General features: G+C 34.1%; 15 protein-coding genes. 10 read left to right on the top strand and 5 right to left on the bottom strand.

Features of this window, described 5'->3' with window-relative positions:
- Nucleotides 1-26 precede the first annotated feature (26 nt).
- Nucleotides 27-1175, top strand: coding sequence for a lycopene cyclase family protein (locus tag B0I10_RS03680; RefSeq protein ID WP_112085143.1), 1149 nt, complete (start codon nt 27-29; stop codon nt 1173-1175).
- A gap of 773 nt (nt 1176-1948) precedes the next feature.
- Here the strand turns inward: B0I10_RS03680 and B0I10_RS03675 are convergent.
- Nucleotides 1949-2185 (bottom strand): DUF2007 domain-containing protein, encoded by a 237-nt coding sequence (locus tag B0I10_RS03675; RefSeq protein WP_112085142.1) that lies wholly within the window; start codon nt 2183-2185, stop codon nt 1949-1951.
- 109 nt (nt 2186-2294) lie between these two features.
- On the opposite strand from B0I10_RS03675, the gene rnr reads away from it, so the two are divergent.
- From rnr to B0I10_RS03635, 8 genes are all read left to right on the top strand, one after another.
- The gene (rnr, locus tag B0I10_RS03670; RefSeq protein ID WP_112085141.1) at nt 2295-4472 is read left to right on the top strand and encodes a ribonuclease R; all 2178 of its coding nucleotides are present in this window, start codon (nt 2295-2297) and stop codon (nt 4470-4472) included.
- An 83-nt stretch (nt 4473-4555) separates the two neighbouring features.
- A complete protein-coding gene (locus B0I10_RS03665; RefSeq protein ID WP_112085140.1) occupies nt 4556-4951 on the top strand; it encodes a YbbC/YhhH family protein in 396 nt (131 codons plus the stop codon).
- A 100-nt stretch (nt 4952-5051) separates the two neighbouring features.
- Nucleotides 5052-5720: a head GIN domain-containing protein gene (locus B0I10_RS03660; protein ID WP_112085139.1), complete on the top strand. Its 669-nt coding sequence runs from the start codon at nt 5052-5054 to the stop codon at nt 5718-5720.
- An 85-nt stretch (nt 5721-5805) separates the two neighbouring features.
- Nucleotides 5806-6489: a LysE family translocator gene (locus B0I10_RS03655; RefSeq protein WP_112085138.1), complete on the top strand. Its 684-nt coding sequence runs from the start codon at nt 5806-5808 to the stop codon at nt 6487-6489.
- A 270-nt stretch (nt 6490-6759) separates the two neighbouring features.
- Nucleotides 6760-8049, top strand: coding sequence for a kynureninase (kynU, locus tag B0I10_RS03650; protein WP_112085137.1), 1290 nt, complete (start codon nt 6760-6762; stop codon nt 8047-8049).
- Nucleotides 8050-8092: 43 nt separating this feature from the next.
- Nucleotides 8093-9181, top strand: a complete 1089-nt coding sequence (locus tag B0I10_RS03645) for an agmatinase family protein (protein WP_112085136.1) — start codon at nt 8093-8095, stop codon at nt 9179-9181.
- 219 nt (nt 9182-9400) lie between these two features.
- Nucleotides 9401-10198, top strand: coding sequence for a hypothetical protein (locus tag B0I10_RS03640; RefSeq protein WP_146740306.1), 798 nt, complete (start codon nt 9401-9403; stop codon nt 10196-10198).
- A 72-nt stretch (nt 10199-10270) separates the two neighbouring features.
- Nucleotides 10271-12661: a penicillin acylase family protein gene (locus B0I10_RS03635; protein WP_112085134.1), complete on the top strand. Its 2391-nt coding sequence runs from the start codon at nt 10271-10273 to the stop codon at nt 12659-12661.
- Here B0I10_RS03635 and B0I10_RS03630 read toward each other — a convergent pair.
- From B0I10_RS03630 to B0I10_RS03615, 4 genes are all read right to left on the bottom strand, one after another.
- Nucleotides 12654-14186 (bottom strand): cryptochrome/photolyase family protein, encoded by a 1533-nt coding sequence (locus B0I10_RS03630; RefSeq protein ID WP_112085133.1) that lies wholly within the window; start codon nt 14184-14186, stop codon nt 12654-12656. The genes B0I10_RS03635 and B0I10_RS03630 overlap by 8 nt on opposite strands.
- A complete protein-coding gene (locus B0I10_RS03625) occupies nt 14183-15481 on the bottom strand; it encodes a DASH family cryptochrome (protein WP_112085132.1) in 1299 nt (432 codons plus the stop codon). The genes B0I10_RS03630 and B0I10_RS03625 overlap by 4 nt, the downstream gene beginning before the upstream one ends.
- Nucleotides 15482-15543: 62 nt before the next feature.
- Nucleotides 15544-15687 (bottom strand): DUF2256 domain-containing protein, encoded by a 144-nt coding sequence (locus B0I10_RS03620; protein ID WP_112085131.1) that lies wholly within the window; start codon nt 15685-15687, stop codon nt 15544-15546.
- Between the two features lie 2 nt (nt 15688-15689).
- Nucleotides 15690-16325 (bottom strand): flavin reductase family protein, encoded by a 636-nt coding sequence (locus B0I10_RS03615; protein WP_112085130.1) that lies wholly within the window; start codon nt 16323-16325, stop codon nt 15690-15692.
- 148 nt (nt 16326-16473) lie between these two features.
- On the opposite strand from B0I10_RS03615, the gene B0I10_RS03610 reads away from it, so the two are divergent.
- Complete coding sequence (locus tag B0I10_RS03610; protein ID WP_112085129.1) at nt 16474-17823, top strand: FAD-dependent oxidoreductase; 1350 nt, start codon at nt 16474-16476, stop codon at nt 17821-17823.
- Nucleotides 17824-17848: the final 25 nt, after the last annotated feature.

Genomic DNA, 17848 nt, shown 5'->3' with positions numbered 1-17848 from the left:
AAATTTGCGAATTCGCGGTTCAATAAATGAAAAAATACGATTACATCATCCTCGGTTCTGGTTTATCCGGTTTGCTTACCGCTTATCGGATGGCGACTGATACTTGGTTTGATGATAAATCAATTTTGATTATCGACAAAGAAATCAAAAACCAAAACGACCGTACTTGGTGTTTTTGGGAAGAACCGAAAGGCGAATTTGATTCCATCTTATCCAAAACCTGGGAAAAAGCCTTCGTAGGAAATCATGTTTTTCAACAATCATTTGAAATGAATCCGTATTTGTATAAAATGATTCGAAGTCGTGATTTTTACAAATTGGTATTCGATACTATTTCATGCAAATCTAATTTTACTTTTATAAATGATGAAATTTTAAGTTGGAAAACGATTGAAAATTCAGTTGAAGTTCAAGGAAAAAATCAAATTTATTCTTGCAATTTTTTATTGAATAGTTTTTTTGATGTCAATCCAATTCTCAATCAAAATAAATATCCCTACTTAAAACAACATTTCATCGGCTGGTTTATCAAAACGAAAAAGGAAATTTTTGATGATTCAGAAGTGAAATTTATGGATTTTACGATTGAACAAGATGGAAATACCCGTTTCATGTATGTTTTACCAACATCTAAAAATGAAGCTTTGTTTGAATATACGTTGTTTTCGGAAGATATACTAGAAAAATCAGTTTACGAAAAAGCAATTCAAAACTATCTTCAAAATGTTGGAATAACGGATTATGAAATGGTAGAAAAAGAAAAAGGAAATATTCCGATGACTTGTTTTCCGTTTCACAAACAAAATTCAGAATGCATTTTATTTATAGGAACAGCTGGTGGTTGGACAAAAGCCAGCACGGGTTTTACTTTTTTCAACAGTAATAAGCAATCAAAAAAACTGGTAGAATTTCTAAAAACCAATCAAAACCTCACCCTTTTTCACCGAAAAAACCGCTATTGGTTTTACGACTTAATTTTGTTGGAAGTTTTACATCAAAATAATGAATTGGGAGCTAAACTTTTTGGAACACTTTTTCAAAAAAATTCCATTCAAAATATCTTTCAATTTTTAAATGAAGAAGGTACTCTTTTTTCAGATTTAAAAGTCATGTTGTCTTTGCCAAGTTGGGTTTTTATTAAAGCGACATTTCGGGCTTTGTGGAAGTTGGTATAACCGTTGTCCGTTGTCTGTTATTGGTTGATAGACAACGGATAACCGAAAACAGACAACTTTTTAAACGTTAAATCTTTCCATTGTTAATAGTATTTCATAATCGCTTGATATTGAGGTAACATTAAATTAACATAGGTTGTTGATAAATTCAGATAGATTTTTAGAAGTATTTTGAAGAAGTATGAAAATTTTTTCTAATCAAAAATTGAAACGAATAAATCAACTTTAGTTTTGATTTTTTACATAAAAATTATCAACTTTTTCAACTCGGTTTTCAACAGTTTTTCACAACAAACTTATTAATAATTCACACCAAAAAGTTGATGTTAACAACTGTTAATAAAAACTAAAATTTTCTTCATTCTGAGGATTTTATCTTTTTGTAACCCTGTTAACAAGTCTGTATAACTTAAGACAACTTTTAAAATCAAGTTTACTGAATAAAGTTATTGTACAAATGAACACACTATAATAACCATCATAAATTTTAAATTAATTTAATTTTTCTTTTTGTTGTATTTAATAAATGTTGAAAACTATTTTGGTTTTGAGGTAATGGGTGAAGGGTAATTGGTGAAAGGTTTTTTAAATTTCTTAAATTTTAATTTTTTTTACATCTAGTTAGAAAAATCATTTTAAATCTGCATTTAGCGAAGCTAATCTGTTTCATCCGCGTTCCATCTATTTTGAATATTTCTTAAATTTTATAAATCTGTGTTCTTTGATAATAAAAAAGTGAATTTTGTGTTTTCCTTGCTTTCTGTGAGAAATAATCATTCCACAATCCGCAAATTACTATCTAAATTATCCAAAATACCTTTTACCAAAACCACATCATTTCGATGCACTTTTAATTTAATTCCGCCATACGCAATACTCGCAAATGGATCGATTGATACAATGGTTTCATTTTCAAAAAAGTAGTGAATACCTTCATTCTCTAAAATCGATTTTAACACTGCAATTTCAGTAGGTAAATTAAATACGGCGACGGTAACAAAGTCTTTCATTTTTCAAATTTGCATAAAGATACAAAAGTTATATTTTCAATAAATCTGTATTTCAAATTCTATTTTCTCCCATCTTATTCGTAATTTTCAGACTTATTAGAAAAGAATTATGAGTAAGAAACCCAAAAAATTAGGTAAAAAGAACAAAGATTTTACCACACAGATATTTAAAATTCTGTCAAAAGAAACCAATAAATCATTCACTTACAAGCAAATAGCTGTTATTTTAGAATTAGATGATACTAAAAGCAGAAACGAAATTATTCGCGATTTAAAAATTTTAAAAGCTCAAGATAAAATTCACGAAGTAGAAGTTGGCAAATACCAAATGGTTTCCAAAGCCGAATATTACGAAGGAACCATCGATATGACTTCTAGAAAAACCGGCTATTTTATTTGTGATGAACTGGAAGACGATGTGTTTATTCCGTTTATCAATTTAAATCACGCTTTGGATAACGATAAAGTAAAAGCCTACATTTATAACCGAAGAAGCTCTCGTCGACCTGAAGCGGAAGTATTAGAAATTCTTGAGCGAGCCAAAACAGAGTTTGTTGGTGTAATTGACATTCAAAAGAATTTCGCTTTTGTAACTACTGCTAATGCTAAAATGTACACCGATATTTTCATCCCAAAAAATAAAATTGGTGATGCCGAACACGGAGATGTAGTTTTAGTAAAAATGGAAGATTGGCCGGTTAAAGCCGATAGTCCGTTTGGATCGGTCATCAAAGTTTTAGGAAAACCAGGCGAACATAATACAGAAATTCACGGCATTTTAGCCGAATACGGTTTGCCGTATGATTTCCCAATTGAAGTGGAAGCGTATGCCAACAAAATTGATACTTCCGTTACCGAAGAAGAAATTGCCAAACGTCGTGATATGCGAAAAGCATTGACGTTTACAATAGACCCAAAAGATGCGAAAGATTTTGATGATGCGTTGTCGTTTGAAAAATTAGACAATGGAAATTATGAAATTGGAATTCACATTGCCGATGTTTCTCACTATTTGCAAGAAGGAACAATTTTGGATGATGAAGCCTATAAACGAGCCACATCGGTTTATTTAGTTGATCGTGTTGTTCCGATGCTTCCGGAGGTGTTAAGCAACGACGCGTGTTCGCTGAATCCACACGAGGATAAATTTACGTTCTCGGCAGTTTTTGAAGTTTCACCCAAAGCAGAAGTGGTCAATCAATGGTTTGGAAGAACGGTAATTTATTCTGATCAGCGTTTTTCGTATGAAGAAGCTCAGCACCTTATCGAAATCAAAAAAGATATCATTCCGGCCGAAATTTCGTTAACCGGAAATGATTATAAAACACCTCAAAATATTGTAGAAGCAACGCTGAAATTGGATGAATTAGCTAAAATCCTTCGTCAAAAACGAATGGCAAACGGAGCAATTTCTTTTGATAAAGTGGAAGTAAAATTCAATTTGAATGAACAAGCAGAACCGGTTGGTGTTTTCTTTAAAATATCAAAAGATGCCAATCATTTAATTGAAGAATTTATGTTGTTGGCCAATAGAAAAGTGGCGGAATTTATCGGAAAACAAAAGAAAACATTCGTTTATAGAATTCACGACGAACCAAATGAAGATAAATTAATCAATTTACAAACGGTGATTTCGAAGTTTGGGTATAAAATTAACTTCAAATCCAAACAAGATATTTCCAAATCATTGAATACTTTGTTGAATGATGTAGTTGGAAAAAAAGAACAGAATTTAGTTGATACGTTGACGATACGAAGTATGAGTAAAGCGGTTTATTCTACTGAAAACATTGGTCATTACGGATTAGCGTTTGATTATTATTCGCATTTTACCTCGCCCATTCGTCGTTATCCGGATGTGATGGTGCATCGTTTGTTGCAGTATTATTTGGATGGAGGAAAATCGGTTTCGGCAGAATTGTATGAAGAAAAAAGTGCTCATTCGTCTGATATGGAAAATTTGGCAGCGAAAGCGGAACGAGATAGCATCAAATACATGCAAGTGAAATACATGCAAGACCATAAAGATCAGGAATTTTTGGGTGTTATTTCCGGTGTAACCGAATGGGGAATTTATGTAGAAATCATCGAAAACAAATGCGAAGGAATGGTACGAATCCGTGAAATTAAAGATGATTATTATGTATTTGATGAAAAACAGTATGCCTTAGTAGGCGAAGTTTCTAAAAATATTATACAATTAGGCGACGAAGTGTACGTTAAAGTAAAAAATGCTGATTTGGTTAAAAAACAATTAGATTTTCATTTTATTAAAAGGAAAGAGTAAGTGGTCAGTTGGCAGTTTTTAGTGATTAGTTTCCTGCAAGGTTTTTAGAAGCTTGTAGGTATTCAATTTTAAATTCTTTTATTATGAAACAACTACTCCTTTTATTTATACTTTTTTCTTTATTTTCATGTTCAACAAAGAAGTATGATTATTCAGAGATGAAAAAGGAGCAGGAATTTTTTGAAAGATTTTTAAAAATAGAGATAGCATTAATTGAACAAGAAAATCCTGAGTTAAATATTGGTACAGAATTAATTTTAAAAGATAGTACAGCAGCAGTTGAAGTGGCAGAAGTGATTCTTTTTAATATATATGGAAAGAAAAATATAATAAAACAAAGACCTTATACTATTTTACCAGTTCAAGATAAATATTGGGTTATGGAAGGCTCTTTACCAAAAAATACAAAAGGAGGCGTTTTTTTCATCATTTTAGATGCTAGAAATTCTAAGGTTTTAAAAGTGAAGCACGGAAAATAATTATAATAATTATACCAACTGTAACAATCATTTCTTAAACGAGTCGTTTACCTTGGTATTATTTTTGAAGTTCAATCCAAACAATCCTTAATTTTTTATCATGAAAAATATTTTTATTTTATTTCTTATTGCTACTTCACCCCTTTTTGCTCAAACCGTAACCAAAAATCCGGGTGATTTTACAACCGTGAAAGTCTTTGACAGAATTTCAGCTCAACTTATTCCATCCAATGAAAGCAAAGTAGAAATCAAAGGTTCCAGAGCTTCAGAAGTGGAAGTAGTCAACAGTAATGGCGATTTAAAAATACGAATGCCTTTTCCAAAATTATTAAAAGGAGAAGAAATTGAAGTGACGGTTTATTACAAACGATTAGAAGGCGTTGAAGCCAGTGAAGGGTCATATGTGAATTCAGAAAAACCAATCAAAGCAGTTGGTTTCACAGTAAATGTAAAAGAAGGTGCAGAAATTAAAATAGTTTTAGATGTTCAAAAAGCCAATATAAAAGCAGCATCGGGAGGAATTTTAAAAATTACGGGGTCTACACAAAATCAAGATATTGTAATGACGAGTGGAGCTGTTTTAAAAGCAAAAGATTTTCAATCCCAACAAACAACCATTACTTTAAATGCAGGTGGTGAAGCTGATATTTTTGCAACTGATTATGTCAACGCAAAAGTGAGAGCCGGAGGTGATATTTACATTTATGGAAGTCCGAAACAGATTGACCAAAAAACGGTAGTAGGCGGTTCAATTAAAGAAATGAATTAACAAATGTGTTAATTTAAATTTTAAATTTTAAATTAGCATTTAGAAAGTTTCGTAACTTGAAACTTTAAACCTGAAAAAAACTTCAATGCTTAACGATATTTTAGCTGCCATTCCGTGGGGAATTCTTTTGGCTTTTACCATTGGTCCTGTGTTTTTTGTATTGATAGAGACCAGTATTTCCAAAGGTTTTAAAGCTGCCATGACATTCGATTTAGGTGTTGTTTTTGGTGATATTATTTTTATTCTGATTGCCTATTTCAGTACGAATCAATTGTTAGAAAAACTGAAAGACGACCCAAGTTTATTCATTTTTGGAGGTGTGATCATGTTTGTTTTCGGTTTAATTTCTTTTATCAAAGAAAAAAAAGGAAAAAAGAAAAATTTAAACCCTGAATTTTTACCCGATTCCATTCCAAAAAACAATTATTTAGGACTTTTTTTTAAAGGATTTATTCTCAATTTTATCAACATTGGTGTGTTGGGTTTTTGGGTGGGAATCATCATCGTTTTTGGTCCGCAAATGAATATGGAAACCGACCGAATTGTGTTGTTTATGACGGTTATTATTATTACTTATTTGATTACGGATGTAGCTAAAATTATCTTAGCTAAACAACTTAAAAATAAATTAACACCCTATATTATTTATAAAATCAAACGCGTGATTAGTGTAATACTGATGATTTTCGGATTCTTTCTAATCATTCAAGGATTTTTTCCGGAAGAAAAGGAAATGATTAAGAACAAATTTGAGAAGATGAAGGAGTGATAGTTATAAAAAAAATAACAGCTTATTTATTGTTTACTTTTTTTGTAATTTTTATTGGTACATTAGTATATCAGTATCAAAACCTAAGTAAAGAATATTTTCTTTGATAAATTAATTGAAAACAAATATTTTCTTGTTTTCCTTATTTTAATTCTTTAGAATACCTTATAAACTGTGGCAAATAACTTTCATTTTTGCACTTTTAACCACCTAACGACCTGTTCTAACAATTTAAAAAATCATTATCTTTACTGCACAAAAAATAAATGCATGGAATTTCAAAATACCCGCGAATTTGCGCAACAATTAGACGAACAAGACGAACTATACAAATACCGTGATGAATTCTTTTTCCCAAGTATAAATGGCAAAAACGTAATTTATTTCACAGGAAATTCACTCGGATTACAACCCAAACGCACCAAAGCCTATGTGGATGAAGTGATGAGTGATTGGGCAAGATTAGCCGTAGAAGGCCATTTTTATGCCGACAAACCTTGGTGGGATTACCATGAACGATTTGCTATTCCCTTGAGCGGAATTGTCGGTGCAAAACCATCCGAAATCACAGTAATGAACACCTTAACGGTTAATCTTCACTTGATGATGGTTTCTTTCTATCGTCCAACAGCAAAAAAATATAAAATCATTTGCGAAGAAAAAGCCTTTCCTTCCGATCAATACATGTTTCAAAGTCAAGCGAAGTTCCATTCGCAACATTTAGGAATTAATCCAAGTGAAATTATAGTCGAAATCAAACGCAGAGAAGGCGAACACAATATTCGATTAGAAGATGTTTTAGCCAAAATTGAAGAAGTTGGCGATGAAGTAGCGTTGGTTTTAATCGGTGGTGTAAATTATTATACCGGTCAGGTTTTCGATATGAAAACAATCACTGCAGCTGCCCATAAAACAGGAGCTTATGTAGGTTGGGATTTAGCTCATGCAGCCGGAAATGTAGAATTGAAATTGAACGAATGGGGTGTAGATTTCGCCTGTTGGTGCAGTTACAAATACATGAACTCAGGTCCTGGAAATGCTTCGGGTTGTTTTGTACATGAAAAACACCATCACGATACTGAACTTCCGCGTTTTGCTGGATGGTGGGGACATAACAAAGAACGTCGTTTTAAAATGGAACCTAATTTTGAGGCTGTTCAAGGTGCAGACGGTTGGCAAATCAGTAATTTACCTATCTTATCATTAGCACCCTATTTAGCCTCTGTAGAAATGTTTGCCGAAGTCGGAATGACTAAATTAATCAAAAAAAGAAACCTGCTAACAGCCTATTTAGAATTCATCCTACACGAAATTGACAAAGAAATCGACGGAACCGAATTTGAAATCATTACACCACAAAATCAAGAAGAAAGAGCTTGCCAACTTTCTGTTTATTTACACGGACAAGGAAGAAGCTTGTTTGATTATCTTATGAAGAACGGCGTTATAACTGATTGGCGTGAACCTAACGTGATTCGTTTAGCACCAGCACCTTTTTACTGCTCTTTTGAAGACATGTATGAATTCGGTCAAATATTAAAAGCAGGAATTAGTAAATAAACTCAGCATCTCAGTTACTCCGCAACTCAGCAACTCAAAAAAAATGAACAAACAAGAAATACTCAAAACATTCGACCCCAGCCAGCCCGGTTTGGCAGATGCAACCATTTTTGGCTTACCTTTTTCAATAGAAGACAGTGAAATAATCGTGATTCCTGTTCCCTGGGAAGTAACCGTAAGTTATGGAGCCGGAGCATCAAAAGGCCCGGAAGCCATCTTAGACGCTTCTTTTCAAGTAGATTTACATCACCAAGAATTTCCTGAATTATGGAAATTGGGCATTTTTTTAGACGAATCCCCAAAAGACGTGAAAAAGAATTCTAAAAAATATAAAAAGAGAGCGGCACCAATTATAGAGGCACTGGAAAGAGGAGCTGTTTTAGATCATCATCCCGGTTTACAAAAAGACCTTGATAAAATTAATTATGCGTGTTCTGACATGGTGGAAGCCGTTCGTGAAAAAACATTGTATTGGCTAGAACACGGAAAAAAAGTTGTTCTTTTAGGCGGAGACCACAGCACGCCACTTGGTTATTATCAAGCTTTAGCAGAAAAACACGATAACTTCGGTATACTTCATTTAGATGCTCACATGGATTTGCGAATTGCCTATGAAGGTTTTACCTATTCACACGCTTCTATCATGTACAACGCCTTACAAATTCCACATATTTCTAAAATTGTTCAAGTGGGCATTCGCGATTTTTGTGAACAAGAAGTTGATATTGTAAAAAAAGAAAACGGACGAGTAGTGATTCATAGCGATTCTGATTTAAAAAGAGAAACGTTTGAAGGTAAAACGTGGCAACAACAATGCGAGGCAATTATTGCTGCATTACCTCAGAAAGTGTGTATCAGTTTTGATATTGATGGCATGTATCCTTGGTATTGTCCCAACACAGGAACTCCGGTTCCGGGCGGATTTTCATTTGAACAAGCCACTTATCTTTTAAGTCGTTTGGCTGAAACCGATAAAGAAATCATCGGATTTGATTTAGTAGAAGTCGCACCCGGTGAAAATGACGACTGGGACGGAAATGTGGGTTCCCGAATGTTATTTCACATGTGTGGTGTTTTGGCTAAAAACAACAAAATGAATGTGGGAGAAAAAATTGTTTTTCCTAGAAATTAAGCATTCAATATAATAACATAACCCCAAAATTAGTGAAGAGCTACTTTTGGGTTTTATTGTAATAACAAACAAATATTTAGTATTAAAAGTTAAGTTTTAACTAAATTCAAAGTTTTAAATTGGAGTTATCTACGTAAAATCGTAATTTTAATTTAGAAATAAATAGTCTTTTGGTATTATTCTTGAATAATGGCTAGCACTATCACTAAAAATACAATTATGCGTATCAAAAATTTAATTATACTAGCTTCTATTTCGGTTTTGTTCACCATGTGTGCCCCAAGAAGAGCTGCTGTGGTTTCTCAACCGCCACCACCACCAATGTGGGGTCCAGTTGGCTTTGATCAAGTGCGTTATTATTATTTTCCGGATATGATGGTGTATTATGATGTGCACTCATCCATGTTTATTTATCCGCGAGGAAACAGATGGGTAAGTGCTTACTATTTACCCAATCATTATGGGCATTTTGATTTATATAATAGTTATAAAGTTGGACTAATGGATTATTATGGCCCTTCACCTTATCATAATTTTAATATGCACAGACAACAATATGCAGTAGGTAATCAATGGCCAACACAACAAACAATTGGAAGAAGAGGTCAACATGGTAATCATTATGCACCAACTCGACCACGCACATCTGCTGCATCCACTCAAGGAACAAGAGGTTCTTCTGCACAGCAATCAAATAGTAGAGGTAATTCTACGCAATCAAATACAAGAGGTAGCGGGACAGGAATAAGAGCAACAACTACTCCTGCGGTTAGAAATCCGTCTAGTCCAAGAACAACATCTACTTCACCTGCAACACCAAGAACAACTACGTCAACACCAAGAGTAGAACCGGCAGAAACAAGGTCAACCACTCGATTGCCTGAGTCAGATGCTCGTGCAACAAGAGAAAGAACACAACAAATAAGACAACAAAACAGAACTGTTTCTCCTCCACAAAGAAGTAGCGGAACAACAACTCCAACTACTACTCGTAGTGGTGGAGGAAGAGGGAAATAAGACAAACTTATTATTCTATTCAATTTAATCAATAGACATTTCTAGTATATTTGTCTATTGATTTTTTATTTTATGAGACGTCTAAAAAAAATAGCACTTTCCATTTTTTTTATTTTTGTTGTAATTGCACTTTTTATTTTGAGTTACGGTTATTTTCTTAAACCAAAGTATGACGGTGAAATTAGGCTAAATTCCATCCAAAAAGAAACGACCGTTTATTTTGATGAGTATGGAATTCCTCATATTTATGCCGCATCACAAAAAGATGCAATGACTACTTTAGGTTATGTGCACGCTCAAGATCGCTTGTGGCAAATGGAACTCATGCGAAGAATTGCTCCCGGAAGATTGTCGGAACTTTTTGGTTCACTTATGCTAAAAAACGACAAGTTTTTTGCAGGTTTAGGAATTGATGAAGATTCAGAAAAAGCAATTGCTCAATTGGATAAAAACAGCGAAAGTTATCAATTAACAATGGCCTATTTGGACGGTATCAATCAATTTTTAGAAGAAGGTCCAACACCAATTGAATTTCAATTGGTAGGCGTTAAGAAAGAAAAATTCACCATCAAAGATGTATATAATATTTTTGGTTACATGGCATTTAGTTTTGCGATGGCTCAAAAATCAGATCCGTTAATGACCGATATTCGTGATGAATTAGGAATGGATTATCTCAAAGATTTTGGCATCGACGGCTCTTTGGCTCATACCAAATTAAAGAGTTTCAAAGGAAAATCGGAAACCTATTCCGAAATCTCAAAATCGGTGGCTTCTTTATTGGAAAATTCACCGATTCCGCCCTTCATTGGAAGTAATAGTTGGGTCGTTGGCCCACAAAAAACCAAGAGTGGAAAAGTGTTGTTTGCCAATGATCCGCACATTGGATTTTCGCAACCGGCCACTTGGTATGAAGCTCATATTGTTACTCCCGATTATGAAATGTACGGTTATTATTTAGCCGGAACGCCCTTCCCTCTTTTGGGTCATAATCGTGACTATGCCTATGGTTTAACCATGTTTGAAAACGATGATATGGATTTATTTTTGGAAATCAATAATCCCGAAAATGAAAACCAATACCAAACAAAAGAAGGATTTAAAAATTATCAAATCATTGAAAAAATAATTAAAGTAAAAGACAGTTCCGATGTCGTTTTAAAAATCAAAAAATCACATCACGGACCTTTGATGAACGGCTTGATTGATGGATTGAAGGAAGACAAACCCATTTCGATGTGGTGGACGTATTTGCAACATAAAAATCAAATTTTAGATGCTGTTTATGCACTTTCCCATGCTAAAAATGTTGACGATTTTCATCAAAGTATCGAATTGATTGCTGCACCGGGATTGAATATTATGTATGGCGATGCCAAAGGAAATATCGCTTGGATAACTTCCGGAAAATTGTATAAAATGCCGGAGAATGTCAATCCGAATTTTATTTTAAATGGGGCAAATGGAGAAGATGAAGAAAAAGAATACTATGATTTTGCCGAAAATCCGTATGCCATTAATCCCGAATGGAATTATGTTTATTCTGCCAATAATCAAGTAGAACCGATTGATGATTATTTATATCCGGGTTATTATTTGCCGGAAGACCGAGCCAAACGTATTGTTCAATTGTTAGAATCCAAAAACGATTGGACGAAAGAAGATTTTATGAAAATGATTAATGATACTCAATCGTCGGTAGCTCCATCAATAGTGCAAAGCATTTTAACAGGAATCAATCAAACCAATTTATCTGAAACTGAAAAAACTGCTTTCAATGAATTGAAAAAATGGAATGGAAGCAATGGTTTAACCGATGTTGCTCCCACAATTTATAACCAATTTCTATTTTATTTTCTCAAGAATACCTTTGAAGACGAACTAGGAGAAGATCGTTTTAAAATTCTGTTGAGCACACATCTTTTAAAACAAATGATTGCTTCTCAAATTGCTAACGAAAATTCTCCGTGGTGGGAGAATAGTTCGACTAAGGATAAAATAGAATCAAGAACTGAAATTCTTTCACTTTCATTTAAACAAGCCATCGCTCAATTAGAAAAAAAATTAGGCAATCAAGTTCCGAGTTGGACATGGAATAAAGTGCATACTATAGAACACAAACATCCTTTAGGCGAAGTAGCCGCGTTGCGAAATTATTTCAATGTGGGTCCGTTTGAAATCAATGGCTCGAACGAAATCATCAATAATTTAATGTTTACGTTTACCGAAGCCGGAAATCATCAGGTAACAGCAGGACCTTCCACCCGAAGAATCATCGATTTTTCAGATATTGAAAACAGCGTGAGCATTCTTCCAACCGGACAATCAGGAAATCCGTTGAGTAAACATTATGACGATCAAGCGGTGATGTATAACGAAGGGAAATTTAGAAAGATGAAAATGAATAGGAAGGAGATTGAAGCGAGTTCAAGGAAGTTAGTGTTTAAACCAAAGTCTAAATAATATCTAAATTTTCTAATAGCTCCTTCGCCTTCAATTTAATCGCATACAAATCCTCCGCCGGAATCTTATTCAACAAATTCATCATCATCGCCATGCGTTGGTTGTTTTTGAAATGCTCTTTTTTGTCATCCAAAAAATTCCAATACAAACTGTTGAACGGACACGCTTTTTCGCCTAATTTCTCTTTTACATTATAGTGACAACTTCCACAGTAATTACTCATTTTATTGATGTAACTACCAGAGGAAACATACGGTTTTGTGGCCAAAATTCCACCGTCTGCATATTGACTCATCCCACGCGTGTTGGGCATTTCCACCCATTCAATCGCATCGATATAAACACCCAAATACCACGAATCGACTTCATCGGGATGCATTTGTGTGAGCAACGAAAAATTCCCTATAATCATTAAACGTTGAATATGATGTGCATATGCTTCTTCCAAACTTTGCGAAATGGCTTTTTGCATGCAATTCATTTTCGTATTTCCCGTCCAATAAAAATCAGGTAGTTTATTGTAATTTTCCAATGCATTCATTTCCGAATATTTAGGCATTTCTTTCCAATAAATTCCACGTATATATTCTCGCCAACCTAAAATTTGTCGTACGAAACCCTCCACTTGTGAAATGGTGATTTCGTTTTCGTTCTGGTGAAAATATTTCACAACCTGTTCAACCACTTCCTTCGGCGAAACCATTTTGGAATTCATTGCAAACGACAAACGCGAATGAAATAAAAATTTTTCATCCGTGTGCATTGCATCTTCGTAATCGCCAAAGTGTTTTAATAAATGGCGACAGAAATAATCCAATTGTTCCAAACATTCTAGTCTTGAAGTTGGCCAATTAAATTTTTCCACATCAATCGAACCAAAGGTTTTGACTTCCATTTTGTTTAATTGATGAATAATTTCTGTCACTTTTTTGGGAAAAATTTTCGCATTTGGAATCGGAACTTCGCCTTTGTACTTTTTTCGATTATCGTGATCAAAATTCCATTGATTTCCAACGGGGTTCGCTCCAACCATCAAAATATCATGCTTTTTTCGCATCATTCGGTAGAAGTTTTCCATTAAAAGCATTTTTTTGCCTTGAAAAAATTCGGCTAATTCGGTTCTTGTCGTATAAAAATGGTCAGTATCAAAAACCTCGGTTGAGATGGTAAGTTTTTGGCAAATTTGCTTTAATTGTTCATCCAACCGATATTCATCCGGCAATTGATACTCGAATTTTTTAATGGAATGTTCCTTGATTATGTGTTGAATTAATACTTCTAAATTTTGAGGGTTATTAGCATCATCAATCTCAAAATAAATGACGCGATGACCTTTATTTTCTATATCCGAAGCAAAATTTCGCATACTCAAAAAGAAAGCAACCACTTTTTGAATGTGATGTTTCACATAATCGGTTTCCTGACGCATTTCTGCCATCAGATAAATTATATTTTCATCGGTTTGTTGAAACCAAGTATGGTTATAATTTAGTTGGTCGCCGAGAAGTAATCGAAGTTGCTTCATTTTAGCCAAAGTTTTTGATATTTTCCATCTGCATCATACATTTCCGCTTGTCGTTGGATGTTGAATTTTCGATCTCTTGGATCATTTCCAACGCCTGAATTATACATCCAATTCCCATAATTCGAATGTACATCATAATCAATCAACATACTTTCAAAGTAAGCTGCCGCTACTCGCCAATCTTGTTCCCATTCTTTGGCCCAATAACTCGCCACATTTTGTCGGCCGCGATTGCTCATAAAACCGGTTTGCTGCAATTCAATCATGTTGGCGTTCACAAAAGGTTCGCGTGTATTGCCATTAATCCATTGGCGTAATGCTTTGTCGTTGAATTTCCATTCGTAGTCTTTTCCTAAAATTCCTTCTAACTTGAAAATCTTTTCACCGTGTTTTAGCGAAATATATTTGAAATAATCTCGCCAAATTAATTCGAAAATTAACCAATACGTATCTTCATTTTTACAAATTTCACGCTCGTAATTTTGAACTTCCCAGTAAATGGTTCGAGCAGAAATACTACCATTGGCCAACCAAGCTGAAAATTTCGAACTGTAATCAGAACCAATCAAACCATTTCGTGTTTTTTTGTATTGCGATAAATTTTCGGTTTCAAAAAAGTACTGCTCCATTCTTTTTAAAGCTGCAGTTTCGCCACCTCGGAAAGGGAAGGCAGTATTTTTATGCAGTTTAAATGATTCTAACCCCAACTCTTCTAAACTCGGAATCAGATTGGAAGTTTCAATCAGGTTTTCAATCGGTTTTGACGCAATTTCTACACAAGTACGAATTTTACTTTCTTTTTCACATTTTTTTCTAAACTCTGTAAAAACTTCAGGTATTTTCGAAAAATCAGTATAAGGAATATCGTCGGGATGAAATAAAAGTTGGTCGTACGATTCCACCCATTCAACTTTTGAATTTTGATTTTTGAAATTGCAATTGTCATTGACATTGCAATTGACTTTGATTTCGTCTTTTGTCCATTCTTTCTGAAGAAAAATAGTTGAAATGGAATAGTCTGCAATCAATGTCGGCATTATATTTTCCGGCAAATCGTGATAGATATGCAAGGAGATATTTTTTTCTGCTAAATTATTTTTCAAATTGCGAAGCGTTTCCAAAAGGAATTTAGCTCGATATTTTTCGGTTTTCTTGAAACCATATTTATTTGTTTCAAACTGTCTTGGGTCTAAAAAGTAAACACCAACTACTTTACCTGACTTTTTACAAGCCTTAAAAAGTGAAGTATTATCGTTCACTCTTAAATCATTTCGAAACCAAACGAGATTGTTCATTTTTTTAAAGGTAATGGGTTAATGGTAGTAGGTAAAAGATTTTGCTGAACACTTACAACTGTTTAATGAATACTTTTATTTCTTCTACACCGTTCACTGCAATACAAAACCTCTGCCCAATTTTTCTCCCATTTTTTTCGCCATGCAAATGATAAGCCGCACGTTTTGCAAATTTTTTCAGGGAGATTAACTTTTTTATGAGCCATTTTTACAACATTGATTTTGTTGGAATATTCGGGCGAGCATATTCAAAACGATCCACAACTGTTGGAACACAATAAGCGTCCAAGCCGTTTATAGAAACCACATTTTCTAAATCTAATCGTAACCAATTTTCTTTCTGAATTAGATTTTCTTTCACAAATAATTCTTCAATCGAAGCAATAATGTGAATCGTTCCATTTTCTTTGATTTCGTATTCGTTGAGGTATTTACAGAGAATTTGAACTGGACTTCCCTTTACAAAAGGCGTTTCTATGCCCTCATAAAATTCCTCTTCCAAATTGGTTTGGTTGAATTCTGAAATGCTTTCATCGTAATTCGCCGAAGTATGGTGAGCATCAATAATCATAGATTCTGTAATATGATTAACTGTAAAATAGCCCAAATCTCTGATGTTTTTATACGTGTTTCTCGGTACAGTTGTCGGACGAAGTATAAATCCTAACATTGCAGGATCACTTCCCAAATGCGTAATGCTGCTGAATACGGCAACATTGGAAATACCATTACTGGTTTTGGTTGCAATTAAATTGGCCGATTTATAACCCGTACAACTATTGATTAAATTCAAACGAGGAACCTTCGAGAGGTTTTGAATCGCGTTTTTTGAATAATGAAGCATAAAATAATTTTTACAAAGATAAGTTTTGTTTAATTAAAATCAATTATTGTTAAACAAAATATTCAATTCAAATAAAATATATTTTCTTTAAAACTTAAAAATCCTATTATAATCCTTATTTTTGTGCTTGAATTTTTGATATTCATTCATGCAAACTCCTCAAAAAATTGCCGTTGTTGGTTCCGGATTAGTCGGCACATTATTGGCGATATACCTCAAAAAATTAGGACATACTGTTCATGTTTTCGACCGTAGTCCGGATATTCGAACGGTTGAATTTTCTGGGCGTTCCATTAATTTGGTCATGTCTAATCGGGGTTGGAAAGCGTTGGACGATATCGGCTTGACCGAGGAAATCAAAAAAATCGGTATCCCAGTTGATAAACGAGCCATTCATTTGCAAGATTCCAAACTTACCTATCAAAATTATGGCAAAGAAGGCGAAGCAATTTATTCACTTTCCCGTGGTGTTTTAAATCGAAAAATGATTGATTTGGCGGAAGCCGAAGGTGTTGAGTTCTTTTTTGAACATCGAATTTGGGATGTTACATTATCTGATGCTACTTTGCACATTGGTGAAACCGAAAGAGGTGAGTGGACCGATTTAAAATATGATAAAGTTTTTGGTGCTGATGGTGCGTTTTCGAGAATTCGCCACCGCATGCAACGCCAAAGCATGTTTGATTATTCTCAAAAGTTTTTAAGTGTTGGTTATAAAGAATTACATATTCCGGCCAACGCAGACGGAAGTTATAAAATTGACAAAAACTCTTTACATATATGGCCTCGCGGCAATTTTATGTTGATGGGATTGGCTAATTTGGATGGTTCGTTTACTTGTACGCTTTTTATGCCTTTTGAGGGGGAAAATTCATTTGAAAGTTTGCACGACGAAAAAACATTAGTTGAATTTTTTGCCAACTATTTCCCCGACACCAAAGAAGTGATACCCGATTTGGTGGAAGATTTCTTTAAAAATCCCAAAAGTTATTTGGTCACCATGCAATGTTATCCTTGGACATTCAATGACAAAGTAGCGTTAATTGGCGATTCATGTCATGCCATCGTCCCGTTTTACGGACACGGAATGAATGCCGGTTTTGAAGATATTACGGTGTTGAACGAAATGATTTCAAAATACGGAAATGATTGGGAAACCATTTTTGAAGAATACCAAAAATCACGCAAACCCAATGCTGATGCAATTGCCGAACTTTCCTATCGCAATTTCATGGAAATGAGTGCCAAAACTGCCGATGAGAAATTTTTATTGCAAAAGAAAATTGAAAAATGGTTTTCCGATAAACATCCAGACAAATGGATGCCACTGTACAGTCGAGTAACCTTTAGTTTGCAACCGTATTCGGAAGCTCTTGCCATCGGCGATTTCCAAAATAGAATTATGGAGGAAGTGATGCAAATGGAAAACATTGAAACAATTTGGAATAGTTTAGAAGTGGAAGAGAAGATTATTCAGCTTCTTCAATCAAAACGCTAAATCAATTTCTTTTAGAATCATACGG

The organism is Flavobacterium lacus (genome assembly GCF_003268815.1).
In the GTDB taxonomy this organism is placed as follows: Bacteria; Bacteroidota; Bacteroidia; order Flavobacteriales; family Flavobacteriaceae; genus Flavobacterium; species Flavobacterium lacus.
The sequence above is the reverse complement of the archived record's forward strand: the minus strand, read 5'-3'. Positions and strand labels throughout refer to the sequence as shown.

Coding starts and splice junctions, on each gene's coding strand:
- B0I10_RS03680 (WP_112085143.1), top strand. CDS start 27: ATGAAAAAATACGATTACATCATCCTCGGTTCTGGTTTATCCGGTTTG.
- B0I10_RS03675 (WP_112085142.1), bottom strand. CDS start 2,185: ATGAAAGACTTTGTTACCGTCGCCGTATTTAATTTACCTACTGAAATT.
- rnr (WP_112085141.1), top strand. CDS start 2,295: ATGAGTAAGAAACCCAAAAAATTAGGTAAAAAGAACAAAGATTTTACC.
- B0I10_RS03665 (WP_112085140.1), top strand. CDS start 4,556: ATGAAACAACTACTCCTTTTATTTATACTTTTTTCTTTATTTTCATGT.
- B0I10_RS03660 (WP_112085139.1), top strand. CDS start 5,052: ATGAAAAATATTTTTATTTTATTTCTTATTGCTACTTCACCCCTTTTT.
- B0I10_RS03655 (WP_112085138.1), top strand. CDS start 5,806: ATGCTTAACGATATTTTAGCTGCCATTCCGTGGGGAATTCTTTTGGCT.
- kynU (WP_112085137.1), top strand. CDS start 6,760: ATGGAATTTCAAAATACCCGCGAATTTGCGCAACAATTAGACGAACAA.
- B0I10_RS03645 (WP_112085136.1), top strand. CDS start 8,093: ATGAACAAACAAGAAATACTCAAAACATTCGACCCCAGCCAGCCCGGT.
- B0I10_RS03640 (WP_146740306.1), top strand. CDS start 9,401: ATGCGTATCAAAAATTTAATTATACTAGCTTCTATTTCGGTTTTGTTC.
- B0I10_RS03635 (WP_112085134.1), top strand. CDS start 10,271: ATGAGACGTCTAAAAAAAATAGCACTTTCCATTTTTTTTATTTTTGTT.
- B0I10_RS03630 (WP_112085133.1), bottom strand. CDS start 14,186: ATGAAGCAACTTCGATTACTTCTCGGCGACCAACTAAATTATAACCAT.
- B0I10_RS03625 (WP_112085132.1), bottom strand. CDS start 15,481: ATGAACAATCTCGTTTGGTTTCGAAATGATTTAAGAGTGAACGATAAT.
- B0I10_RS03620 (WP_112085131.1), bottom strand. CDS start 15,687: ATGGCTCATAAAAAAGTTAATCTCCCTGAAAAAATTTGCAAAACGTGC.
- B0I10_RS03615 (WP_112085130.1), bottom strand. CDS start 16,325: ATGCTTCATTATTCAAAAAACGCGATTCAAAACCTCTCGAAGGTTCCT.
- B0I10_RS03610 (WP_112085129.1), top strand. CDS start 16,474: ATGCAAACTCCTCAAAAAATTGCCGTTGTTGGTTCCGGATTAGTCGGC.